The 24,087-nt window shown below is 48.9% G+C and carries 21 protein-coding genes, 2 tRNA genes and 1 other annotated feature; of the genes, 18 read left to right on the forward strand and 5 right to left on the reverse strand.

What is annotated here, in order from left to right; all coding sequences use genetic code 11:
* Positions 1–16 precede the first annotated feature (16 nt).
* The gene (gene asp2 / locus G6R29_RS02270) at positions 17–1,546 is read left to right on the forward strand and encodes an accessory Sec system protein Asp2 (RefSeq protein WP_213808743.1); all 1,530 of its coding nucleotides are present in this window, start codon (positions 17–19) and stop codon (positions 1,544–1,546) included.
* Positions 1,546–2,790 carry an accessory Sec system protein Asp3 gene (gene asp3, locus G6R29_RS02275; protein WP_213808744.1) on the forward strand — a complete coding sequence of 415 codons (1,245 nt, stop codon included), beginning with the start codon at positions 1,546–1,548 and terminating at the stop codon, positions 2,788–2,790. The genes asp2 and asp3 overlap by 1 nt, the downstream gene beginning before the upstream one ends.
* A gap of 117 nt (positions 2,791–2,907) precedes the next feature.
* Here asp3 and G6R29_RS02280 read toward each other — a convergent pair whose 3' ends face one another.
* On the reverse strand, positions 2,908–3,702 hold the full coding sequence (locus G6R29_RS02280; RefSeq protein ID WP_213808745.1) for a sulfite exporter TauE/SafE family protein: 795 nt from the start codon (positions 3,700–3,702) through the stop codon (positions 2,908–2,910).
* A 202-nt stretch (positions 3,703–3,904) separates the two neighbouring features.
* A tRNA-Leu gene (locus G6R29_RS02285) sits at positions 3,905–3,988 on the reverse strand.
* A gap of 205 nt (positions 3,989–4,193) precedes the next feature.
* Here G6R29_RS02285 and G6R29_RS02290 point away from each other — a divergent pair.
* Complete coding sequence (locus tag G6R29_RS02290) at positions 4,194–5,126, forward strand: phosphatase PAP2 family protein (RefSeq protein WP_213808746.1); 933 nt, start codon at positions 4,194–4,196, stop codon at positions 5,124–5,126.
* A gap of 146 nt (positions 5,127–5,272) precedes the next feature.
* Positions 5,273–5,995: a YebC/PmpR family DNA-binding transcriptional regulator gene (locus G6R29_RS02295; protein WP_213808747.1), complete on the forward strand. Its 723-nt coding sequence runs from the start codon at positions 5,273–5,275 to the stop codon at positions 5,993–5,995.
* A 60-nt stretch (positions 5,996–6,055) separates the two neighbouring features.
* Here G6R29_RS02295 and G6R29_RS02300 read toward each other — a convergent pair whose 3' ends face one another.
* Positions 6,056–6,517 (reverse strand): flavodoxin domain-containing protein, encoded by a 462-nt coding sequence (locus tag G6R29_RS02300; protein ID WP_213808748.1) that lies wholly within the window; start codon positions 6,515–6,517, stop codon positions 6,056–6,058.
* A gap of 313 nt (positions 6,518–6,830) precedes the next feature.
* Positions 6,831–7,038: a binding site (T-box leader), on the forward strand.
* Between the two features lie 137 nt (positions 7,039–7,175).
* Here G6R29_RS02300 and thrS point away from each other — a divergent pair.
* The 8 genes from thrS to G6R29_RS02340 all read left to right on the forward strand — a co-directional run bounded on the left by thrS (position 7,176) and on the right by G6R29_RS02340 (position 15,620).
* Complete coding sequence (gene thrS, locus G6R29_RS02305; RefSeq protein WP_213808749.1) at positions 7,176–9,143, forward strand: threonine--tRNA ligase; 1,968 nt, start codon at positions 7,176–7,178, stop codon at positions 9,141–9,143.
* Between the two features lie 73 nt (positions 9,144–9,216).
* On the forward strand, positions 9,217–10,599 hold the full coding sequence (locus G6R29_RS02310) for an amino acid permease (protein WP_213808750.1): 1,383 nt from the start codon (positions 9,217–9,219) through the stop codon (positions 10,597–10,599).
* Between the two features lie 59 nt (positions 10,600–10,658).
* The gene (locus G6R29_RS02315) at positions 10,659–11,312 is read left to right on the forward strand and encodes a VTT domain-containing protein (RefSeq protein ID WP_213808751.1); all 654 of its coding nucleotides are present in this window, start codon (positions 10,659–10,661) and stop codon (positions 11,310–11,312) included.
* 281 nt (positions 11,313–11,593) lie between these two features.
* Entirely contained in the window at positions 11,594–13,009 is a 1,416-nt protein-coding gene (locus G6R29_RS02320) for a nicotinate phosphoribosyltransferase (RefSeq protein ID WP_213808752.1), read from the forward strand.
* Positions 13,010–13,228: 219 nt separating this feature from the next.
* Positions 13,229–14,092, forward strand: a complete 864-nt coding sequence (locus G6R29_RS02325; RefSeq protein ID WP_213808753.1) for a fructosamine kinase family protein — start codon at positions 13,229–13,231, stop codon at positions 14,090–14,092.
* A gap of 77 nt (positions 14,093–14,169) precedes the next feature.
* A complete protein-coding gene (locus tag G6R29_RS02330) occupies positions 14,170–14,760 on the forward strand; it encodes an ECF transporter S component (protein WP_213808754.1) in 591 nt (196 codons plus the stop codon).
* A gap of 157 nt (positions 14,761–14,917) precedes the next feature.
* The gene (locus tag G6R29_RS02335) at positions 14,918–15,487 is read left to right on the forward strand and encodes a hypothetical protein (protein ID WP_213808755.1); all 570 of its coding nucleotides are present in this window, start codon (positions 14,918–14,920) and stop codon (positions 15,485–15,487) included.
* Entirely contained in the window at positions 15,465–15,620 is a 156-nt protein-coding gene (locus tag G6R29_RS02340) for a hypothetical protein (RefSeq protein ID WP_213808756.1), read from the forward strand. The genes G6R29_RS02335 and G6R29_RS02340 overlap by 23 nt, the downstream gene beginning before the upstream one ends.
* Positions 15,621–15,662: 42 nt before the next feature.
* Here the strand turns inward: G6R29_RS02340 and G6R29_RS02345 are convergent.
* Positions 15,663–15,735, reverse strand: a tRNA-Arg gene (locus G6R29_RS02345).
* A gap of 221 nt (positions 15,736–15,956) precedes the next feature.
* Between G6R29_RS02345 and G6R29_RS02350 the strand changes: the two genes are divergently transcribed.
* On the forward strand, positions 15,957–17,384 hold the full coding sequence (locus G6R29_RS02350; RefSeq protein ID WP_213808757.1) for a D-alanyl-D-alanine carboxypeptidase family protein: 1,428 nt from the start codon (positions 15,957–15,959) through the stop codon (positions 17,382–17,384).
* A 52-nt stretch (positions 17,385–17,436) separates the two neighbouring features.
* Here the strand turns inward: G6R29_RS02350 and G6R29_RS02355 are convergent, their stop codons facing one another.
* On the reverse strand, positions 17,437–17,745 hold the full coding sequence (locus tag G6R29_RS02355) for a hypothetical protein (RefSeq protein WP_213808758.1): 309 nt from the start codon (positions 17,743–17,745) through the stop codon (positions 17,437–17,439).
* Positions 17,746–17,915: 170 nt separating this feature from the next.
* Between G6R29_RS02355 and map the strand changes: the two genes are divergently transcribed.
* From map to recD2, 5 genes are all read left to right on the forward strand, one after another.
* A complete protein-coding gene (gene map, locus G6R29_RS02360) occupies positions 17,916–18,704 on the forward strand; it encodes a type I methionyl aminopeptidase (protein WP_213808759.1) in 789 nt (262 codons plus the stop codon).
* Positions 18,705–18,741: 37 nt separating this feature from the next.
* On the forward strand, positions 18,742–20,109 hold the full coding sequence (locus G6R29_RS02365; protein ID WP_213808760.1) for an RsmF rRNA methyltransferase first C-terminal domain-containing protein: 1,368 nt from the start codon (positions 18,742–18,744) through the stop codon (positions 20,107–20,109).
* Between the two features lie 119 nt (positions 20,110–20,228).
* Entirely contained in the window at positions 20,229–20,567 is a 339-nt protein-coding gene (locus G6R29_RS02370; protein WP_213808761.1) for a cysteine desulfurase, read from the forward strand.
* Positions 20,564–21,217 carry a histidine phosphatase family protein gene (locus tag G6R29_RS02375; RefSeq protein ID WP_213808762.1) on the forward strand — a complete coding sequence of 218 codons (654 nt, stop codon included), beginning with the start codon at positions 20,564–20,566 and terminating at the stop codon, positions 21,215–21,217. Before G6R29_RS02370 ends, G6R29_RS02375 begins: the two co-directional genes overlap by 4 nt.
* Before the next feature lie 216 nt (positions 21,218–21,433).
* Positions 21,434–24,028 (forward strand): SF1B family DNA helicase RecD2, encoded by a 2,595-nt coding sequence (recD2, locus tag G6R29_RS02380; protein ID WP_213808763.1) that lies wholly within the window; start codon positions 21,434–21,436, stop codon positions 24,026–24,028.
* Positions 24,029–24,087 lie beyond the last annotated feature (59 nt).

Here is a 24,087-nt window from a genome sequence, read left to right on the forward strand (position 1 = left end):
AATCGAGGGAGTACCGATGGCAAAGACATTATCCGTCTTACAAATTGGATCAACAGACTGGACCGAAGAAGCAGCCGACAGTAACATCGACTGGCGTTTTTGGGACAAAAACGAACTGCCAGTCTTCTTAGCAAAGCAAAAGGACCCAGACGCACTCACGTCTTCATACGTCCTGTTAACAGACGAAGAAATTGACTCCAACCTCTTGGCTAAGCAAGTGCAGGCCTGGCCCGCACACCGGGTCTTATACACCGGGGATGCCACTCGCTTTTCACCAAAGATGCAAAACGCATTGGTGGAACGCTACGCCATTTCCTTGAAGGAAAAGGAGCCCACAGACGTCTTCTTCCGCATTGAACAAGATTTATTCTTGGGGCAGATTGGTTTTCCAACCCGTTTTTCAGAAGACCAGTTCATTCCACAAAACAACTACGCCCTGCACCAAAAGCGCACGGGTCGTTTTTGCTATGAAATCGAAGGGGACTTCGGTGATTCTTACCAGCAAATCGGAACGCTCCGGACATTCCCGGGTGACCTTTCTGCCGGTCAGGAGAACCTGCTTTACGCCGACTACGAAAAGGAAGGCGACGTTTCGCTGGCCTTCTCCTTCATCTTCTTTAAAAACGGCGGTCTACAACAGATGAAGTTGTTTGAAAACCCGGACAAGGAGCTGCTGCCGGCGGTGCGGGCACCAAAGGACTACCTGGACTACCAAATCCTCGTCTTGGCTAAGGGAAAGGGAAAGTTGACGCTGAAAAACTTGCATCAACGCCGTTCCCGCCACGGATTGGGACACTTCTTGCCAGGCGGTAAGCGCATGCTTACCACTGACGGTGAAGAGGTGCTTTCCTACTTCAACCCCGGAACGAAGAAGGGACCGCTCGTGGTTGCCTTTGCCGGTACACGCTTGCACGTGGAAGGCTTCGAAATGATGGGCAGCTTGAACGAGCTCGGCTACCCATACCTGCTCTTCACGGACACGAGAGCGCAGGGTGGGGCCTTCATGGTCGGCCAACAATCCTTTGAAAACTTAGTTGAAAGTCGGATCCGTGAGGCCCAGTTAATGGCCGGTCTCACGAGTGAAGAGACCATCTTCACTGGTTATTCCATGGGTTCTTACCCAGCCATGTACTACGCAAGTTTGTTAAACGCGGAGAAGCTCGTGATTGGAAAACCCATCATCAATTTGGGGAAGTTCACGGGACGCCCTGAATTTGCCCACCATGGCATGAATCACGACTGGACGCTTGACTTGCGCTACGTCTTAACGGGTCGTTTGGACGAAGAAGATAACCAATTCTTGGACCAGAAACTTTGGAAAAACTTCCAAGAAAATAACTTCCGTCCAAAGCAGGTTGCCTGCTTTGCCATGATTCACGACGAATACGACGGTTCTTCTTTGCCACAGCTTGAAGACTACTTCAAGGAAGTGGGCAGTCGCTACGACAAGCACGAAGAGGTTGGACACCACGAAGAAAAGGTGCCTGAAATGCTTGCCTACATCAAGAAGGCCATCAAGAAGCAAGCGAAGAAGGGAGTGAAGTAATGCAGTATCAAATTTACTGGCAACCACAAACCAAGCTCCACGAATTGCAGGGGGCCGTTGTGGACTTCGTGAAAGAAAACGAAGTGCGCTACCAAAACCACTTCCTGCCTTCTGGTCAGCCGATTGCTTCATGCTTTTCGGATAAGAACTACTTCTACGAACGGCAGATGGCCACGCTGCCAGAATTGGTCGAAGGAAAGGCCTACCACACGGTGCTTCGCTCGGAGAACTCAAAGACGATGCACGCCTACTTGGCCTGGGTCTTCTTTGACCAATCTGGTCAGACCATCAAGACCCTCTACCAGAACGGGCCAGAAATGACCTTGACGGTGCCAAGGGGGACACATTCCTACCGCCTCGATCTGCTCTCGGCTGGAAGCGGTGCCTTTACCTTCCAGGAAATCACGATTGCTCCAAAGGTTGATGGCATACTCGTTGATGGCGACCAGGCCGTCACAGAACACCTGATGGCCTACCTGGACATGCCAGAAACGCTGGCCTCAAAGACCCTTCGTGTCATCTTGACCGAGCCAGAACTCGATCGCATTAACTATCCGGTTAACGCTGTTCAGCCATCTCCGCAGGCCGTTTTGTACCTGGCAACGGACCTCGTTCACTGCCAGTCTTACTACGACGAAAAGGTCCTGGGCATCATTAACCAGTCCAAGAAGCAGGCGAAGGCCAAGTACGTGGAATTCGTCGGTTACGGCCCAATTTCTGCTTTGACGGCCTTGCTTTACCGTCGGGCGGTGAAAAACGCGACGGCCGTTTTACCGGAAGGGAAGAACTTGGAGCTCCCAGCAGGGCACCGCACGTTGTCTTATGGCCTCCAAGCCTTCTTGGATGATGTGCCTGGCAAAGTCGAGGAACTGCGCAGCGCCGATGACGAAGTCTTGGTTAACAAGGTGCTCGCCGACAACCCAAGTCCCTTGAAAGCGCCTGAAACCCGCGCTGACCTTCTGTCATCTCTGACCTACCTCGATTGGCCATTGTCAAAGAAGGAAGAAAAGGCCCGGGCAAAGGAAGCAAAGCGCGCGGTCAAGGCCGCTGAAAAAGAGGTCGACGAACAGGCGGTTATCGATCAGAGCGAGTATGAAACAAACGATGACGCCACCGTCTTTGAACGTCGCAAGCACATGAAGGAAATCCGTAAGCAGCAGGCCCAGAAGTTAGTGGACAAGAAGCAGCACACGGGCTCTTCCCAACAACGCCTCCAGGAATTCTTCGTGAAGAACCGTCACTAAAAAGCGATTCAAGCACAGTAAAAGCAGCTTGGTACGGGTCTGACTTATAGGCCTCATCATAAAAAAACAACATAAAAAAGCCATCCGTTTTGGATGGCTTTTTCTTTGCTTTTAAATTTAGAAGTAGGCCTTAACGAAGAGGTCGACTGAAAGGCCCATGGCCAACACGGCGATGATAATCTTCAAGATCTTTTCGGGGATGATGCGAACGATGTGTGGTCCGATCCAGCCACCGATGAAGAGGCCGATGCCCATTGGAATGACGAGACTCCAGTAGATGTGCGATGAGAACATGTAAATCACAGTAGCAATTAAGTTAGCACCACCGAGTGACAGGTTCTTCAAGGCGTTGTATGAAGAAAACGGCATCGTCGTCGTGGCTGAAAGGATGGCCAGGAGCAACACACCACCGGCGGCACCGAAGTAACCGCAGTACATGCCGACGAGCGTGATTCCGATGGAAACCACGACCCGGTAGACGGGTTTGTGATCATCGTCTTCGATGTTGTCTTTTCGGGTGAGGTCCATGTCGGAGTGCGGGTTCTTGTTCACCTGTGAGAGCAACAAGAGACCGGCGACCAACACGAAGAATGGGACGGCTTTTTCAAAAGTCGAAGCCGGTGCAGCCAACAGCAGCCAGGCACCGATGATCGAACCTCCAAGGGTGAAGGGGAGAATCTTAACCAGTTCCTTCTTGTGTTCACCCAGTTCCTTGTGGGAGGAAACCGTTGCGCCCAAACCAGTCATGACAAGCGCCGCCGTGTTCGTGACGTTTGCAAAGAGTGGTGGAATCCCGACCGCGAGCAAGGCGGGGTAGGAAACCAAGGAGGCGAGGCCGGCCGTCGTGGAGACGATTCCGGCTAAGATTCCAATTGGTAGTAGGAAGAGAAAGTGCTGCCAGTAATCTGCCATGATGAAAAATAAAATCCTTATCTGTTTAACTTATAATACTTCAAAACTAAATGTACTTTTTCTAGTATAAAACTGATAAGAGAGCGGCGCAAGGTGTAGTGATTAAAAGGAAAGAGGGCTGTTTGAAGTTGTCAGGGTGAGACGCCCGGCCAATTTTAGGTACAAAAAAACCAGACATCACTGTCTGGTCCGTGTTTTTATATGCCGCTGACAGGAATCGAACCTGCACGGAGAAATCTCCATACCGACCTGAACGGTACGCGTCTGCCAGTTCCGCCACAGCGGCTAAAAACAATAATTATTATATCGTTTGCCGAATGTTCTGACAAGGATAAGTTTCGGACCATCGGTTTTTGTTCGACTTTTCGATATAAAAACGAACAATATGTATAATTGTTCGCTAATATTATACAAAAACCGTTTGTTTGTACCTGTTCAAAGGAGAATATACCGGATATAATGAAATTGTTAGTAAATAAGGAGATTTTGCTATGCCAAACCCGAATCATACCCCTGCTGTTTCGAGAAGTACGCTTTATCAGGATGAACCCTTTAAAACTCGTCCGATTGAAAAGCTCCTTCTCACCCTCTTTTTGAGTGTAGGCTTTGTTACCTTACTCATCGCTGCTTTCTTTGACCAGAACATCACCAAAGCCGTGATGGACCGGTCGTCTGACTTCGGTCACTTCTTCCAAGTGTATGGAACGAAGGGGCCTAACATTGTGTTGTTCGTGGCCTTCCAGCTTCTTGCTTGGTATTCCTTCTTTAAGATGGGAGGCAAGGTGCTGAAGTTCTTCATGACCACTGGTTTCCTCGGCCTTTCCATGGGCCAGATACTCTTTGGTTTGAACGGGTACTTTGGTTACACCCTGGCCACGTTCATTAACGGAACAACGAAGCACGTACCTGATCCAAAGCCTGGTGCCTTCCTGTTTTCCCTCGCGGTCACGGCCGTGATTTCCGTTCTGTTCTACCTTGGCCTTCGAAACAAGAATGACGACGACCTCGAGTATTTAAAGAACGCAGCCATCGTCGGAATCGCTTTGTTCTTCGTGGTTTCCTTTGTCATTGGAGACCTCAAGTTGCACTGGGGACGCTGGCGTCCATTTGAAATGGACGGCAACTTCAGCCAGTTTACGCCTTGGTTCCATCCAAACGGTTCAAACGGCCACGTATCATTCCCGTCCGGTCACACGACCTCGGGTTGGATGATGCTGTACTTGCCGTTTTACTTCACGCGTGACAACCGTTTGTTCCAACGGATTTTTACAACGCTTGGTATCGTTTTGGCGATTACCATTGCCCTGAGCCGTGTGCGCTACGGTGCCCACTGGTTGTCTGACGTGACGGCGGCTAGCTTGATTGTTGGTTCGCTCGTCTTCATGGCGTCCCGCTTGTTGAAGGCACACTTCGTTGAAGAATAGAAGTGAAAACGTTGAATGAAAAGGCCCCCGGTTTGCCGGGGACTTTTTAATTTGTGCCAAAAAGGGCAAAGTCGGGCGATTTCCTAGCAATTGCGCCCTTACTTTGATACAATAAGTAAGATTTTTAATTTTAAGGAGAAGACACAATGTCAGGACACAGTAAATGGCATAACATTCAAGGTCGTAAAAACGCCCAAGATGCTAAGCGTGGAAAGATTTTCCAAAAGCTTGCGCACGACTTATATGTTGCAGCAAAGGCTGGCGGTGCTGATCCCGAAATGAACGCCTCACTTCGTTTGGTCGTTGATAAGGCGAAGGCTGCCAACATGCCAAAGGACAACATCCAACGTGCGTTGGATAAGGCGTCTGGTGCCGGTGGTCAAAAGTTCGAAGAAGTAACGTACGAAGGTTACGGAACGGCTGGAGTTGCCGTGTTGGTGGAAGCATCAACGGACAACATTAACCGTACGGTTTCATCTGTACGTAACTCATTCAAGCACTTCGGAGGTTCACTTGGAACTTCTGGTTCTGTGGCTTTCCAGTTCGACCGTAAGGGATACTTTGCGATCGACCGTGCTGAAAACCCAGATTTGGATGAAGACACGATTTTGGAAGCTGCTTTGGAAGCAGGGGCCGAAGACGTGCAAACTTCAGACGAAGCGTTTGAAATTTACACGGAACCTTCAGACTTCCAAGCAGTTGAAGCTGCGTTGACGGAAGCGGGCTACGACTTGGCCGAATCTGAAGTGACGATGATCGCTCAAAACCCAATGAGCATTTCTGATGAAGACCGCGAAAAGATTGATAAGTTGGTCGACGAATTGGAAGACAACGAAGACGTTTTGGCTGTTTACACGACGGCGGACTAATTTGTTAAAACAAAAAAGCAAAGCCCTTTTCGGGGCTTTGCTTTTTTTATGCCGTGAGGCTTATTTTTTAACGGCTTCTAATGACGCATCGACCAATGTGGCAAGCTTGTCTTCGTCACGCTTTGCGGGGTAGAGGTTAATTCGAACAAGCGGGCCAGCTTCTTTTGCGCCCGTTTCTTGCATTCGTTCTTCGAACTTGTCTAAGGCCAAGCAGTAGTAGCCCTCGTAGAAGTTGTCACCGGAACCAGCGATGCCGTAAACCAGGTTTTTGAGGTCCAAGTTCTTTAAGTCATCGAAGTAGTCCAAGCCCTCGTCTGGCAAAGAACCCTCGTCGTAGGTGTAAGGGACCAAGAAGGCGAGGTCTTTTTCTTGCAAGTCTTCTGGTTCGCTCTGTGACATTTCGGCCTTTTCGACTTCAACACCGGCTTCTTCGAGCTGTTTAACCAGAATGTCGGCAACCGCTTCGTTGTTTCCAGTGATTGTCGCAAAGACCACCGTGGCGGTTAAATTGGATGATGACATGTACTCGCTCCTTTAAGGCGTTTTCTCTATTATAGCAAGGAAGGCGGCAATTGTTGGCCTGGTTTGCCTCTGACTTTTATAAAAGCCATGTCATTAAGGGTGGTTTTTTTAGAACGACTGCCCTATAATAGGGACAAATAACAAGGGGGATGAACCATGGCATTATCACAAAAGCAAGTTGAAGCCTTGCAAAACGTATACGATCACGGCATCTTGGACCACGACGACGTTGCCCGTGAGGCCTTGGCCCAAGTCTTGAAAGACGCAAAGTAAGCAATTGCCAGCGCTTTTAAAACTGTGCTATAATTAATCTAATAAATTGCTGATGAGGACAACTTGGTTAACGAAACCTCTAAAGAGAGCTAACGGCTGGTGAGAGTTAGTGTGGACGTTAACAGAGACTACCTCTGAATGGCTTGGAAGTAAGGAATGAAACCAGGCCCGGGTAACACCGTTAAACGTTTAAGAGTCTGAGTTTATCTCAGAGAATCTGGGTGGTACCACGGTCAAACGTCCCTTGTGCTTTTTTAAGCACGAGGGGCGTTTTTCTTTTTCGTCGCTGCAGCAAGGGCTTTGACCCCTGCACAAAAGGCGCCCAATCTTATCGTTTTTCACGTTTGAATCATTAGCAAGAGAGAAAAGAAAGAAGGCAAGGAATATGGCTGAAATTACATTAACTTTCCCTGATGGGGCCAAGAAGTCCTTTGAAGAAGGCGTCAAGCCAATCGAAGTGGCATCTTCAATTGCCAAGTCATTGGCAAAGAAGTCCGTTTCCGCTAAGGTGAACGGGCAGTACGTTGGGATGCACGATTCCATCACCGAATCCGGTGACTTTGAATTAATCACAAAATCTGACGAAGAAGGCTTGAAGTTGTTGAACCACTCAGCAGCTCACTTGCTCGCCCAAGCCATGCGTCGTTTGCCAAAGTTTGCAAACGTGCACTTCGGTGTTGGACCTGCCATCGAAAACGGTTTCTACTACGACACGGATAACGGTGCCGGGAACCAAGTTTCAGTGGAAGACTTTCCTGAAATCGAAGCGATGATGAAGAAGATTGTGAAGGAAGACTTGCCAATCTTGTCACACGAAGTTTCCCGTGACGAACCTTTGGAAATGTTCAAAGACGATCCTTACAAGATTGAACTCATCAACGACTTGCCGGCAGACGAAAAGATTTCCGTTGCTGTTCAAGGTGAACACGTCGAATTGGACCGTGGTGGTTTGGTACCATCAACTGGTTTGATCAAGCACTTCAAGTTGGTTTCTGTTGCCGGTTCATACTGGCGCGGTAACTCAGACAACAACGTCATGCAACGTATCTACGGAACGGCATGGTGGACTGCAGAGGACTTGGATGCTGACTTGAAGCGCCGTGCTGAAATGAAGGAACGCGACCACCGTAACATTGGTCGTGACTTGGACTTGTTCTTCACGAGCCAAAAGGTTGGTTCCGGATTGCCTGTTTGGTTGCCAAACGGTGCCACAATCCGTCGCCAAGTCGAACGCTACATCGTGGACAAGGAATTGGCCAACGACTACTTGCACGTTTACACGCCAGTCCTTTCAAACTTGAACATGTACAAGACTTCTGGTCACTGGGATCACTACCGTGAAGACATGTTCCCACCAATGGACATGGGTGACGGGGAATTCTTGGAACTTCGTCCAATGAACTGTCCTTCACACATTTCCGTTTACCAACACAAGCCACGTTCATACCGTGACTTGCCACTTCGTATCGCGGAACTTGGTATGATGCACCGTTACGAGAAGTCCGGTGCGTTGACGGGCCTTTCACGTGTTCGTGAAATGACGTTGAACGACGGTCACACGTTCGTTGCACCTGACCAGTTGGAAGAAGAATTTAAGTCCATCTTGAAGATGACGATGGGTGTTTACAAGGACTTTGACATCACGGACTACCGTTTCCGTTTGTCATACCGTGACCCTGAAAACACGTCAAAGTACTTCGACGATGACGAAATGTGGGAAAAGTCCCAGGCACAGTTGAAGCGTGCCATGGATGACATGGGCTTGGACTACTTCGAAGCACCTGGTGAAGCCGCCTTCTACGGTCCTAAGTTGGACATCCAAACGAAGACGGCCCTGGGTGGTGAAGAAACGCTCTCAACCATTCAGTTGGACTTCTTGTTGCCTGAACGCTTCAACTTGACTTACGTCGGTGAAGACGGACAAGACAACCACCGTCCAGTGATGTTGCACCGTGGTATCGTTGGTACCATGGAACGCTTCACGGCTTACTTGATTGAAATCTACAAGGGTGCCTTCCCAACTTGGTTGGCACCGTTGCAAGTACAAATTATTCCAGTTAACGCCGAAGCCCACGGCCCATACGCTAAGAAGATTCAAAAGCAATTGGCCGAAGCTGGGTTGCGTGCTAACGTGGATACTCGTTCTGCAAAGATGGGTTACTTAATCCGTGATGCGCAAACGAAGAAGACGCCATACACGCTTGTCTTGGGTGATCAAGAAGCGGATAATGGCACGGTAACGGTTCGTCGTTACGGAGAACAAGAGACAACTTCAATGTCACAAGATGAATTCAAGCAATTAGTCTTGGATGATGTTGCCCGCTACTCTCGTCCTGACGAAGAACAAGCATAATTTGAAAAACGAATGAAGGCAGCTAGACAACTTGACTAGCTGTCTTCTGTTATAAAGAATCAAGGGGAATAATATGTCAAAGGAAAACCAAACAGTTGACGAACCCAAGGCTTCAAAGGGCTTGCAAAATCGTCATATCCAACTGATTGCCATCGGTGGAACGATTGGTACCGGACTCTTCATGGGAGCTGGTAATTCCATTCATTACGCCGGTCCGGCCATCTTGTTGGTTTACGCCATCATCGGATTCATGATGTTTGTCATGATGCGTGCCATGGGTGAAATGCTCTACCAAGACCCAACGAAGCCAACCTTTATCGCCTACATGACGAAGTACCTCGGAAACCGTGTCGGTTTCTTTGCCCGGTGGACCTACTGGGTGACGCTGATTTTCTTCGGAATGGCCGAATTAACCGCCATCGGAAAGTACGTGCAGTTCTGGTTCCCATCGATGCCGGAATGGGCCATTCAAATCATCTTCTTGGTCGTGTTGGCCGGGGTTAACCTGATTGCCGTTTCACTCTTCGGGGAAATGGAATTCTGGTTCTCAATGATTAAGATCGTGGCCATCTTGGCTTTGATCGTGACTGGTTTGATGATGGCCTTTGGCCACTTCGAAACACCAATTGGTCACGTGGAATTCGGAAACTTCTTCGGACACTTCAGTTTGCTTCCAAATGGTTTGGGTAACTTCGTGAACGCCTTCCAGATGGTCATGTTTGCCTTCGTTGGAATGGAATTCATCGGAATGACGATTGCAGAAACAAAGGAACCACGTAAGATTTTGCCAAAGGCAATCAACCAGATTCCTTTCCGTGTGCTCTTCTTCTACTTGGGTGCTTTGTTCGTTATCATGACGATTTACCCATGGAAGCAGATTCCTGCCCACCAATCACCATTTGTTATGGTCTTTGAATTGGTTGGCTTGAAGGGTGCCGCAGCCATCATCAACTTCGTTGTTTTGACGGCTGCCGCTTCATCATTCAACTCCATCCTGTTCTCAACGGGACGTAACTTCTACTCATTGGCAAAGGAATCACGCGCTAAGTTCTTGAAGCCATTTGCAAAGCAGTCAAAGCGTAACTTGCCGGCAAACGCCATCTTGTTCTCTGCTTTGATTTCAATGGCTTCACCAGTCTTTTCATCAATTCCACAAATCTCTGACGCCTTCGTCTTTGTGACGTCAGCGGCAACGGACATGTTCTTGATGATTTACATCATGATTTTGTGGACCTACTGGCAGTACCGAAAGTCATCGGACTACATGCCAGACGGCTTCTTGGTGAAGGCGCCAAAGCTTGTTGTCCCAATGGCAGCAATCTTCTTCGTCTTTGTTTACGTGACGTTGTTCTTCAACGAAGGATCTGTGATTCCAGCCATTGGTTCAACGGTTTGGTTGGTGGTTTTCGGACTGATTTCATACTTCCAACCAAAGGAAAACGTCCTCGAAAAGTAAGCCTAAGCCTGACCGGGTTTGACTTATGAATCTAACACATACAATATTGGAGACCTCTTTTGGCAACTTTAATTAACTTTATTTTGCACATTGACGCACACATCGCGAACTTGGTTCAACACTTCGGTGCTTGGACGTACTTGATTTTGTTCGCCATTATCCTGGTTGAAACGGGTGCCATCGTGCTGCCTTTCCTTCCAGGAGACTCATTGCTTTTTGCGGCCGGTGCCATTTCAATGACGCCAGCTGGACAAGCTGCGGGATTGAACCACTGGGTGTTCATGGTATTCTTCTTCGTCGCCGCAATGACCGGTGATTTGACGAACTACTTGATCGCACGGAAGGGTGGACGTCCGCTCTTGGAAAAGAAGCCTTTCTCAGTCTTGATTAAGGGACAGCACATCGAAGACGCCGAGGCCTTCTTTAAGAAGCACGGAGGGGTTGCAGTGATCATGGGACGTTACATCCCAATCATCCGTACCTTCGTGCCGTTCGTGGCAGGGCTTTCAGCGTTCAACTTCCGCCGCTTCGTGGAATACACGACGATTGCTGCGTTCTCATGGTCATTTTTGATGACGGGAGCGGGTGCACTCTTCGGAAACATCCCGTTTGTGGCAGAACACTTCTCAGCGATTATTTTGGGAATCGTCTTCGTGACGTTGTTGCCATCCATTATCGCGGTGTTGAAGACCGTTTTGAAAAAGAAGAAATAAATCATAGAAAAACGCGCTTGGCATAACATCATGCCAAGCGCTTTTCTTTTGAGCAAACTTGTTCGATGGAACGCTGCTTGTTACTGTGAGTCAAAAAAGTTTAAAAGGGTGATGCCTGCTTTTATGCTCTAAAATCACGCAATGCCGTTCTTTGTTTTATAAATACGCGCAAGTCAGTTATAATGGGTGAAATGCCTTAGATTGTACAGGTATTGGAATTCATTCCAAACAGAGCGTTTATCCATCTACGGCTCTGCATAAAAACAAAGAGGAGAAATACCATGATGAATTTGATCCTAGCAACTGATGCTTACAAGTTGACGCACCACTTGCAGTATCCACAAAACATCAACAAGCTTTACTCATACGGGGAAGCGCGTGTTGGTGGAAAGTTCCCAACCGTTTCTTGGTTCGGACTCTCGATGATCTTGCACGACTACTTCAACACGCCCGTGACAACGGAAATGATTGACGAAGCCGAAAAGGTCGCCGAAGAAACCTTTGGAACAAAGGCCTACTTTAACCGTTCCGTTTGGGAAAAGGTCCGTGACTTGGGCCACTTCCCAGTTCGCATCAAGGCCTTGCCAGAAGGGCTGGAAGTGCCAACCGGAACCGCGCTTTTCACCATCGAGTCGACAGAAGACTGGTTCGCCACGTCTTTGAACGCACTCGAAGTGATGCTGATGCACGTTTGGTACCCAACAACGATTGCCACAAACTCGCTTTACATTAAGAAACGTCTTCTGCCACTCGTTGAAAAGGCAGGAACGACTGACGCTTTGCCACTGATGGTCAACGACTTTGGTCTCCGTGGGGCCACGTCACTTGAGTCTGGTCAACGCGGAGGGGCAGCGCACTTGCTTCACTTCCGTGGATCCGATAACCTGGCTGCCTCCACGTACTTTGAACGCGTCTATGGCATCCCAGGACGTGGACAATCCATCTGGGCAACGGAACACTCTGTCGCAACCGCTTATGGTTCAGGACAAGGGGAGTTTGATTACTTAAACGCCCAGTTGGATCGCACACCAGACGAAGTACCCGTTTCAATTGTGATTGATTCCTACGATACCTTTAACTTTGTTCGCCACGTTGTGGGTTCAAAAGAAATGGTTGAACGCATTAAGAACCGTCCCGGACGCGTTGTCCTCCGGCCCGATTCCGGTGATCCAATCACCATGGACTTGGCCGTCTTGGACATCTTGGCCGAAATCTTTGGAACCGAAGTCAACGAAAAGGGCTACAAGGTTTTGAAGCATAACGTTGGTTTGATTCAAGGGGACGGTATGAAGGCCGACACCATCATCAAGCTTTACGAAGCTTTGATTGAACGTGGTTGGTCAACGGACAACTTGGTGGTTGGTTCCGGTGGTGGCCTTCTTCAAGAAGGCTTTACCCGCGATACGGAACGCTTTGCCATCAAGGCGGCCTACGCCCACACGAACGAGGGAGAAGACCTGGACATCAAGAAGCAGCCAAAGACGGATCCAACAAAGGCGTCGAAGTCTGGTTTGCTTAAGGTCATCGTCGATGAAGCTGGTCGCTTGCAAACGGTCCCACAGGGAACCCCTGGTAAGGATCTTTTGGAAACCGTTTACGAAAACGGAAAGATCACGCCGGTTGATGGTCAAACCATTCTTGACCGCGCCAATAACAACCTAAAAGAAAAAGACAATCTCGGCCGAGTAAACAGCTAAGTTGCCGCCATTACAGCGCTTTTTAATGCAAATGTAATAAAAAGCGTTGTTCCGGCTTTCTTATCTGTGGTAGAGTTGAAGTAGATAGGAGGCTTTATGTCTGAATGTACTTCGCTCGAATTTTTAGTAGACCAAGTAACAGCTAAGGCCCTTTTTTGCTCAAAAACAGCTTTCGATTAATTTCGGGGGCTGTTTTTTATTTATTTTAGGAGGTTTTTTATGCTGAAAGCAGAACGTGCTCATGACCTAGGTCCTGACTTTGTGACCCGGTTAAATTTGCAAGATCCACACGACTTAAAGCCAGTATCTGGTGGGGATGTCAACTGGGCCTTTTCGATTTATTCCGGAAACAAACGCTACTTCTTGAAGGTGCAACCAAATCAAGATAAGCATTACTTTGATTCAGAGGTTGCTTCTCTTAAAGCCTTGGGCCATTCTGTGACGGTGCCAAAAGTAATTAAGCAAGGGGAGAACCGCGGCTTTGCTTACCTACTTTTGTCATGGGTCTCAAACGGTCCGGCCAACCAAGGTGACTTAGGACGTGCTCTGGCTGTCTTGCACCAGGAAAAGGGTGAAAAGTGTGGCTTTGACCTGTCAAACGAATACGACGCCGTTCCAAAGGATAACACTTGGACGGATTCATGGGCGGAATTCTTTGTTCACCGTCGTCTTGAACCATTAATGCAACAAGCAATCAAGAAGGGCTTTTGGTTAACACAGCGTGGTGATCACTTCGATAACTTGAAGAAGACCATCTTAAACGATGAACACGCCAAAAACGTAAAGCCATCACTCTTGCACGGTGACCTATGGGCGGGAAACTTTATGTTTGATGAAAAGGGTCAACCCGTCTTTATCGACCCAAACGCCTTCTACGGAGACCGTGAATATGACCTTGTCGTTTCAAAGGTATTTCCTGGATTTGGTAAGGCTTTCTACGAAGCCTATGAAAAGGCATACCCATTGGAAGAAGGCTATGAAGACCGGTTTAATTGGTATGAGTTCTACTACATCTTGATGCACTTCGTTCGCTTTGGTGACATCTACGCCCCACGTCTGAACCGTTTGCTCTTGCAGTTCTAAGTGTTTTTTTAAATAAGCGAGTTGACAGGCCCAAGCCAGCTCGCTATACTCTTAGCATTGATGTTAGGAGATTTCGGATGAATACGAATACGAAGAACCAAAAATTTGTGGCAACGACTATTTTCGTTGCCATCATCTTGTTGCAGTCGGCCGTGCCATTCTTAGGATACGTTCCGCTGGGAGCTTTCTTTGTTGGTGCCTCAGCCGTTATTTTGCCGGCAACCGTTTCGTTGGCAGCGATTGTCTTGGGCGCAAAGCCGGGGATGATCGTGGCCTTTTTCTGGGCATCCTTTTCTTTTGTTCGAGCCTTGTTGCACCCCGGTACATTTGGGGCCTTGCTCTTTTCAAATCCAGTGATTGCCTACGTGCCCCGGATTTTAGTCGGGTTGATTATCGGACTTGTAGCGAAACGTTTCCTCCAAAACAAAACGTCTAGCCTACGTCTCTTTTCACTCGGGGCCATGTCCGCCTTGATTAATACCGCTTTCGCCATTCTATTCGCTTGGTTGTCGCTTACGATTTTGCCAACAAACGCCTATGGGATTCCAAGTCACAACTTGCTCTTCTGGCTCGTTTCTGTTCTGGCCTTTAACTTCGTTTTTGAAGTGGTGATGAACGGCTTGATTGTCATGGCCGTGGGCCGTGTGCTCGTAAAAAAGAATGATTAACAGTGCGAAAAAGCCATCCATTTCGGATGGCTTTTTTTATTTGGGGCTTTTGCGTGACCTAAACGACATGAAAGGTTGAAAAAGATTGACGAAGGTGTTGAAGAAGGTGATAGTGAAGGTGTAAATGGGGGAGTTGCTGCATGGAAAGGAGAAATCGATGCAGCAAGTAAGGGAAGTGCTTCCCGTGTTGGTTGAACTGGCACAAATTGTTAACCCCTTGGGGATTTTTATTGCCCTAGTGGTTTATCACAAAAACGTGTGTGATCGAGAGGAGGATAAGAAAAGAGAACGGGTATTGCAGTCGATTCTATTCTTGGAGAAGTTTGAGAGCGATTGGCGACAAGAAATAAAGCGATTAAATGACATGTATCTTGCCGAAATTAGGAAAAAGAAACAAGCGCTGTATGGCGATAAATCCAAAGAAAGGATTCATCAACATCAAATAGACGAGGCTGAAAAAGAAATCTATTGGCACGTCGAGGAAAAATTACAGATGAAAAAATATTTTAATAAGTTAGAGTATTTATCTCTGTATCTCAATTACCGAGTCGTTGATATTGAAATCGTCCTGCCGATTATTGAAAAGCAGATCATGGCCTTTGCAGAAACCAGTTTTGAGATGAAAATAAAGGAAAATGATGAAACTGACTATGTACAATTAAAAAAATTAATCGCGACACTAAAGAAAAAAGAGGAGAACAAACATGAACGATCAAGAAAGATTTGAAAGAGATTTAGAAGAGCTTAGGCGTGAAACGGCTATTTTACGAGCTAGAAACGAAAAGGAGGAGAAGGAAAAAGGGCCCGATGGTTATTATTGGGATGCCGTTCGAGAATTTTCCGGTATTATTCTTCGATAACAAAAAAGCCCTTATCCACGATGGACAAGGGCTTTTGCATTATGCGCCAACCCAGACTCGAACTGGGAGCAAAGACTTAGGAGGTCCCCGTTTTATCCTGTTAAACTATAGGCGCAAACTCACATTATTATAACGAAATTCGACCTTGAAAACAATTTTGAAAGATTGTCAGTTTACCTTTCATTAAAATCAACTTAAAATGACGGAACCTTTACGCTTTATTAAGGTTCTTGAAACAAAGATAAGCTTTATCTTTGCTATACTAATTTAGTAAGATAATTAGTTTAAAAAGGTATAAACCCGGCTTTTTTCGGGATAAGATTAAGAAGAATTATTATGAATTTTAAGTGGCCATTTAAAAAGAAGGAACCGTACTCCCTTGGAAACCTGCCAACCTATACCCGGCATCAGGTGAACGAACCAAAGAAGCGTCCGGTGAACTTGAAAATTCTTGCCGGCATTTTGCTTTTCTTGTTGGTTTCTTCATCCGCTTTTGCTGGTGTTGCCTTCTTTGAAAATCGCGATCAAGTTGTGGCAAGTAAGAACAAGGCGGATGGGGAACCGTTGAAGCTGAAAACGTCAGCTCGAAACGCCTTGGTGATTGACGCTCAAACCGGTCAGATCCTTGGTTCAAAGAACCCTGACCAAAAGATTGGAATTGCTTCCCAGAGTAAGATGCTCACCGCCTATGCGACCCTGCAGGGAATTGATGACGGTAAGTTTGAGTGGTCGACGCCAGTTAAGATTACGAAGTCTTCTGACTGGTCTTCCAAAGACATTGATACTTATGCCCACTTGGATATTCACGAAGGCGAAACGTTGACGGTGAAGGAACTCTTCAACGCCATGTTCCTGGCTTCGGCTAACGATGCTTCCTTGGCATTGGCCGATTACGTGAAGAACAAGGACGAAAGCCAGCAGGAATTCTTGCAACGTTGGGCAAAGAAGCTGGACTTGGATGATTCAACTTGGTATAACGCCGCTGGTCAGGTGAACGAAGACGCCTTCGACTATGAAGTAAAGTCCGCTAAGAAGAAGGCGGAAAACATGGCAACGCCACGTGACTTGGCCATTTTGGCTTACCGTATCTTGCAGGACTATCCTGACATCCGTGGTTACTACGAGAAACTTGGTTTGGTTTACTCACCAAACGGTGATACGACAAAGACAAAGATCAAGTTAGCCGAAGGTGGTAAGTACAGCCGCGAAATCAAGGACAAGTTGAACAATCCAAAGGGCCTGACTTTTGAAGGAATGAAGACGGGATCGACACCTGATACGGGTGGTGCCTTGACTGGCTTGATTAAAGACAAGGACGGTCACGAGTTCATCACCGTTGTTTCCGGTGCCGGAAAGTATACGGATTCATTTGAACGCTACCAGATTACGACTGACATCGTGAACCAGGTCGAAGACAACTTTAAAAACGAAGTGGTTAATGAAAAGAGCAAGGTTCCGGGTCAAGGATTAGCAAAGAACGCCTGGGCCGAATCTGGTTACAGCCACTTGGTCGCAAAGGAAAAGCGTAGCTACTGGATGAAGAAGTCCGAAAAGGGCAAGTTGACCTTTGAAACGGTTAAGCGGGCCAACACGGACGAAGTGGATGATGATGCCATTGTGAAGTACGTTGGCCCTAACTTAAAGGCTGACTACTTAAAGGGAATTACAGCGTCCGACTACAAAATCCCATTGACCAACCAAGAAAGTGAAATCCCCGCGGATGAAAATCTATTCTTGAAGCATTGGTTGATGTTTTGGAAGTAAGAGCAAATAAAAAAAGCGGAGCCATCTGGCTCCGCTTTTTGTTTTTATAAAATTACTTTGAAGCGGCTTCTTCAGCACGGTTCTTCAATTCTGAAAGTTGTGAATCCAATGAGTCGGCAGCTTCGTTCTTCTTAGCAGTTGCTTCTTTCTTCACTGCGTTGAACTTTTCCTTACCGGCTTCGCCCAAGTCAGATGCCTTTTGCTTACCGTATGAAACGAAGTCTTGGCCCTTGGCCTTACCAGTTTCAACCATGTCTCCTGCCTTGTCCTTCCAGTCGGCGACGCGGTCGTCGTCCTTCAACAAGAGGTAGGCCAATGCGGCGTTACCAAACAATGATGCACCTAGCAAAAAGTTCTTCATATGAGACACACTCCTTTTCAATTCGTGTTTTGCTTTAACGTTATATCTATTATGGGAGTCACTGTGGGAAAAGTCAACGTGATAAAGGCAAAAAGGCGGGCGGGTCAGGGCTCAAAACTTTCTCTAAAATGATATAATAAAGCAAGTTAAAGTTTTAGAAGGAGTCATTCATGATTAGTTTGAAGTCACCACGTGAAATTGAAGCCATGCGCAAGTCCGGAGCCATTATCGCCGGCATGCACCACATGCTTCGCGATTTAATTAAGCCCGGTCTGGATACTTGGGAAATTGAAACCAAGTGTAAGGCCTACATCGAAGACCACGGTGGTGTTCCTTTGCAAATCGGTTTCGAAGGCTTCAAGTATGCCGTGACGGTCTCTGTTAACAGCGAAGTGGCCCACGGATTGCCTCGTAAGGGCTTGAAGTTGAAGAACGGTGACTTAGTTAAAGTTGATACGGTTGTCGGCTTGGACGGCGCCGTTTCTGACTCTGCTTGGTCATATGCCGTTGGTGAAGTTTCACCAGAAGTTAAGAAGCTCATGGAAGTGGCCAAGAAGGGACTCTACCTTGGAATCGACCAAGCGGTTGTCGGTAACCGTGTTGGTGACATCGGTGCTGCCATCGACAAGTACGTTTCCGATGAAATGGGTTATGGAAATGTCCGTCAATACATCGGTCACGGTGTCGGTCCAACGATGCACGAAGATCCACAAATCCCTCACTTCGGTAAAGCCGGACACGGTTTGCGCTTGAAGGAAGGAATGACCATCACCATCGAACCAATGGTGAACATGGGCGGCTGGGAAGTTGAAACAGACGAAACCCCAGAAGACGGTTGGACGGTTCGTACAATCGACGGTTCATGGTCTGCTCAGTACGAACACACGTTGGCCATCACAAAGGATGGTCCAAAGATCTTGACTTCTCAAGATCCAGAAGAAGACGCAAAGTATTTGTAAGAACGTAGGAGTTAAAAGCTCCCATTAAGAGGTAACGATGGCACTTCCAGAAGCTTTCATCGCAAAATATCAAGACCTACTTCAAGAAGAAAGTGGGCCTTTTTTTGATTCTTTGTCAGGTCAAGTGGACAAGGGCTTTCGCATCAACCCGCTGAAGGCTGACCAGAACCCAGTGAACTTGGACTTGAGTAAGCCCATTGCTTGGTCGAAGTTTGGCTACTTCGGTCAGGTCGATGGAAAGGGCGTGGATCACACGACTGGTCTCGTTTATTCTCAGGAACCATCGGCGCAGTTTGTAGCCGAAGTGCTGGACGCCAAGCCGGGCGAACGCGTGTTAGATCTCGCCGCCGCACCGGGTGGAAAGTCCACGCAGTTGGCTGGTCAGATGATGGGCCAAGGCTTGCTTTGGACCAACGAAATCTTCTTTGGCCGCGCCAAGATTTTGTCTGAAAACATTGAACGCTTTGGTGTTTCAAACGCCATCGTGTCCTCAGCTGACTCCAAGGATTTGGCAAAGATGTTGCCAACATTCTTTGACAAGGTGCTCTTGGATGCGCCCTGTTCTGGTGAGGGAATGTTTCGAAAGGACCCTGACGCCATGACTTACTGGTCAGAAGGCTACCCAGCCGAGTGTGCCGAGCGCACCGAGGGCATCTTGGACAACGCGGTCAAGATGTTAAAGCCTGGTGGGACTTTGGTATGCTCCACTTGTACCTTTGCGCCGGAAGAAGACGAGAAGATGATGACCTGGTTGCTTGCGACCTATCCGGAGTTTGAGCTTTTGCCGATTGATAAAGTCGAGGGCTCGGGCATCAAAGACGGGCGTCCTGAATGGACGGACGGGGATGAGGACATCAAAAAGACCGCACGTCTTTGGCCACAAGACCTTCCTGGAGAAGGCCACTTCGTGGCAAAGCTTCGTAAAAAAGATGACGCGGAAATGGGTAAGGCTGTTAAGGAAGCTAAGTACGCTAAGTTTGGAAGCGAGGAAGAAAGCCTGTTAAAGGACTTCTTAGCTGAGACGGTACCAGGCTTGGACGCACCGATGGACCGTATGGTTCGCTTCGGGGACCGCGTGTTCTTGATGCCTGAAGGCTGCCCAGCCTTTAGCAGCACCAAGGTTAAGATCCTCCGCGCTGGATTGGCACTCGGAACCTTCAAAAAAAAGCGTTTTGAGCCCGACCACGCGTTGGCGCTTGCCATTCATCCAGAACAAGCCAAGCAGGTGTACGCCCTTGACCTCGACAGCGAGTGGGCGTCATACATTCATGGCGAGGCACTCACCAAAAAGCTCGACCTAAAAAAAGGGTTCGTGCTCATCACCGCTGGCGGCAACGGCGTCGGTTGGGCGAAGTACGTTAACGGGCAATTGAAGAACTTTTATCCAAAGGGACTGCGCTTCTAAGCCGTTTTACACGGTTAAAGCAGTTGGTATGGCGTTTGAAGCGGCCCGAAGGGGCGCGTTTTCAAATAAGCCAAGCCCGCAGTCTCGGTTCGAATTCATTCACACTAAAGGAGAATCACATGGCTTTTTCATCCACATTCACCATCAAAAACGTTGGGACTTACTCCATCAGTCCTTCCATCAAGAAGTTCACGCTAATCGATCTCGGCTTCACCCAAAACAACGCCGGGGCCTTCATTTTGAAGCGTTTCCTTCAACCCGATAAGCTCATCGACCAAGCCATTTCATTGAAGATCACCTTCAAGCAGGACCTCTCCGGTGCCAAAGCCGACATCGTCGGCATGGCCGGTGGCCCCGTTTCAATCGGCAAGCAAGACGACGCTTCCCAAATGGAAGAAATCTTGGCCTTCCACCTGAAGGAACTCGTTGAACGAAACGTATTGGAGCAAACTGTATGACAACTTTTTACTTCGTTCGCCACGGACAAACCGAATGGAACCTCGAAAAGCGTTTTCAAGGGGCCCACGGTGATTCACCGCTCCTGCAGACGTCATACGACGACATGAAGAAGGTCGCGGGATTTTTGTCCGACAAGCAGATTAGCCGCGTTTACGCCTCTCCTTTGAAGCGTGCTCGCGTGACCGCTGCCGAGATTCAAAAGGAGCTTCCAGGCAATCCCGAACTCTCGTTGCACTCGAACATCATCGAAGTTGGTCTTGGCGACTGGGAAGGTGAGCTCAAGGCAGACGTCATGAAGAACTATCCCGAAGCCTACGACACCTACCGCAACCACCTCGAAAAGTTCGAGGGGCAGGGCTTCCATGGTGAGGGGTATACCAAGGCCGTTGCCCGATTCCAGCGTTTCATCAACGAAGTGGCCGAAAACCACCCGAACGACGCCATTCTCATGGTTGCCCACGGCTTAATCTTGACCTTCGGAATGTCTTCACTTTTGGGCGTTCCACGCGAGGAGATTCGCTCCCTTGGCGGCCTTTCCAACACGTCCACGACCACGATTGAAAAGAAGCCTGGCGAAGACTTCAGGTTGATCAAGTGGAACGAAACGGATTACTTGAATAAGGAACAGGACGCCAGCACAACGATTTAGGTTGATGGCGAAATCAAGGCATCGCGTGCGGTTTTGACTTGGTCATCAATGTTGCCACTTTTATTGGCTACCGATGGAAAAGTCTGTTCCGGACCGGACCTTTTCCACAATAAAGGATTATAAAAACTGGGAATTTCCCCAGTGTACATAGCAGTTTACTGAGCAGATTCAGTCGATTCTGTTTAATAGCAAAGCACATAGAATGAAGCAGAGTGTATGGCAAAGACGATTTCTGAGGACAATCAAGTAACGGGAACGCTGAAGAACGTGATTTTTTCAGCGTCGGATTCCTATTTCAAGATTCTTTCCGTCGAAGTAAAAGACGACGATTTCGACTGGGATGACGACGAGCTCATCGTGACGGGAACCTTTGCCTCCGTGAAGCCTGGCTCCACTTATGCCTTCTTCGGGCAACTCGTGACACACCCACGCTACGGGCAACAGTTCCAGGCCGCACGCTACGAAAACCAGGTCGCAACCGATGAGAAGGGGCTCGTTGACTTCTTCTCATCCGGTGACTTTTCCGGAATTGGTAAGAAGACCGCGGAAAAAATCGTGGACGCCCTTGGTGAAGACGCCCTGGACAAAATCCTTGCGGATCCAAGTTGCCTCACGGGTCTCGTGAAGCCAAACGTGGCTGAAAACTTGGTGAAGACGCTGAAGGAAAACATGGGCCTCGAACGGCTCTTTGCGCTCGGGCACCAGGTGGGCTTGTCCGCCGACCTCGCCGGAAAGCTTTACGATCAATACGGGGAAGAAGCACAGAGCATTCTGCGCGAAAAGCCATACCGACTGGTTTACGACTTCGACGGCCTGCCATTTAAGAAGATTGACGCCATCGCCCGGAACGCGGGCTTTGACGTGAACGCGCCCGAACGGATTCAGGCCGGTGTTTACTCTGCCATTCAAGGTGCCTGCTTCTCTGGTGGGCACACCTTTTTGACGGTTGAGCAGGCCATGCAAGCCGCCCGAAATACCCTGAAAACGGCCGAGATCGGTGACGGGGATGAAGTGATCAACGGGGCACTCGGTGCCCTGGTGGCACAAAAGCGCCTGAGTTACCACGAAGACGGCTACCAGCCAAAGGACTTGGCCGAAGACGAGAAGATTGTTGCGGACAAGGTAGCGGAGTTGCTGAAGCAGAAGTCACCGGTGAAGGCGACGCAAATGGCGATTGATGAAGCCTTTGTCGTGGCCGACGGGCTGACTCTGGATGAGATTCAAGAACAGGCTGTCAAAGAAGGATTGTCCGCACCACTCTTTGTGTTGACCGGTGGACCCGGAACGGGAAAGACCACGGTCACAAAGACCTTGATTAAGACCTGGGAAAAGATGGTGAAACAGCAGGCGCGTTCTGAGAGCCGGGACCAAGATTGGGTGAAGGAACAGCGTGTGCGCCTTGCTTCACCAACCGGTCGTGCCGCAAAGCGCATGACGGAGATTACGGGTTACGAAGCGACGACGATTCACCGCTTGCTCGGAATCTCGGACGGGGATGACGCGGAATTCGATGCGGAAAATCCACTGTCTGGCGGCTTGCTCATCATCGATGAGGCGTCCATGTTGGACATTGATTTGGCGGCGGCGCTTTTCCAAGCCATCCCAAAGAACATGCACGTGGTCTTGGTCGGGGATGCCGACCAGTTGCCATCCGTGGGGCCGGGAAACGTGCTCTATGATTTGATTCACGCAAAGACGGTGAAGCACGTGGCCCTGAAACGGATTTATCGCCAGCGAAAGGGCTCGTCAATTTCATCGTTGGCCCAGTCGATTAACGCGGGGGCGCTGCCAGCGGACTTCATGGACAAGAAGCCCGATCGATCGACTTTCCTAACCACGTCAGCCCAGGTGCCTTCTGCAGTTGGTCAGGTGCTGAAGTCGGCCATTAAGAAAGGCTTCACCGCGGACCAGGTCCAGGTGCTTGCGCCAATGTACAAGAGTGCGGCGGGTGTGAAAGCCTTGAACCAGATTGCCCAGGACCTGTTTAACCCGGTCGAACCAGGGCAAAAGACGCTGCAGTACGGCGATAACGTGTTCCGTTTGGGTGATAAGGTGCTCCAGCTTGAAAACGATAGTGAGCGAGACATCTACAACGGGGACATGGGTGAAATCGTGGCCGTGCACAACAAGGCCGATAAGGGCGTGGCGGCCGACGCTTTGGTCGTGGACTTTGCGGGCCAGGAAGTGTGGTACACGTCAAAGACGTTGAACCAACTGACACTGGCGTACGCGACGTCGATTCACAAGGCGCAGGGTAACGAGTTTAAGCTTGTGATTTTGGTGCTGGCTTCGCAGTTTAAGATTATGCTGAATCAGAATTTGGTGTACACGGCGATCACCCGTGCCAAGGAGGCGCTCGTGATGGTCGGGGACTACGACGCCTACGACTTTGCTGCGACCCACGCGGTGCCGGTGCGCCAGACGCGCTTGCCGGAACTGTTGGGTGGTGAGAAGGCGGTGGCGGCCACTGCGACAACGGGCTCCGCCCAAACGGCCCCTGCGGGGCCTCACCCCGCCATGCCAACAGCTAAAACGGCCACGCCAACGGCTGACAAGCAAACGACGGCACGTCAGGCAGTGCAAGCAGCGGCTGCCCCATCACAGGGCCAGCCTCAAACTCCACCAACAGCAACAGCGGCTGCCCCATCACAGGGTCAGCCTCAAGCCGCAAAAGACACGCAAACGGCTCCAGCCACCCCCGCCCTTCCCGAAGGTATCCTAACCAAGGACCACCTCGAGCTGGGCAACATCGATCCGATGGTGGGGATGGAAGAGCTCACGCCTTATGATTTTATGCCGGATGAGGGCTAAATCGGCGCGCTTCAATAATGGGGCCGCTTAAGTCAAAGAAAAGTGAGCGATTTTAACAA

Origin of the sequence: Fructobacillus broussonetiae (assembly GCF_018437275.1) — a bacterium.
Taxonomy (GTDB): domain Bacteria; phylum Bacillota; class Bacilli; order Lactobacillales; family Lactobacillaceae; genus Fructobacillus; species Fructobacillus broussonetiae.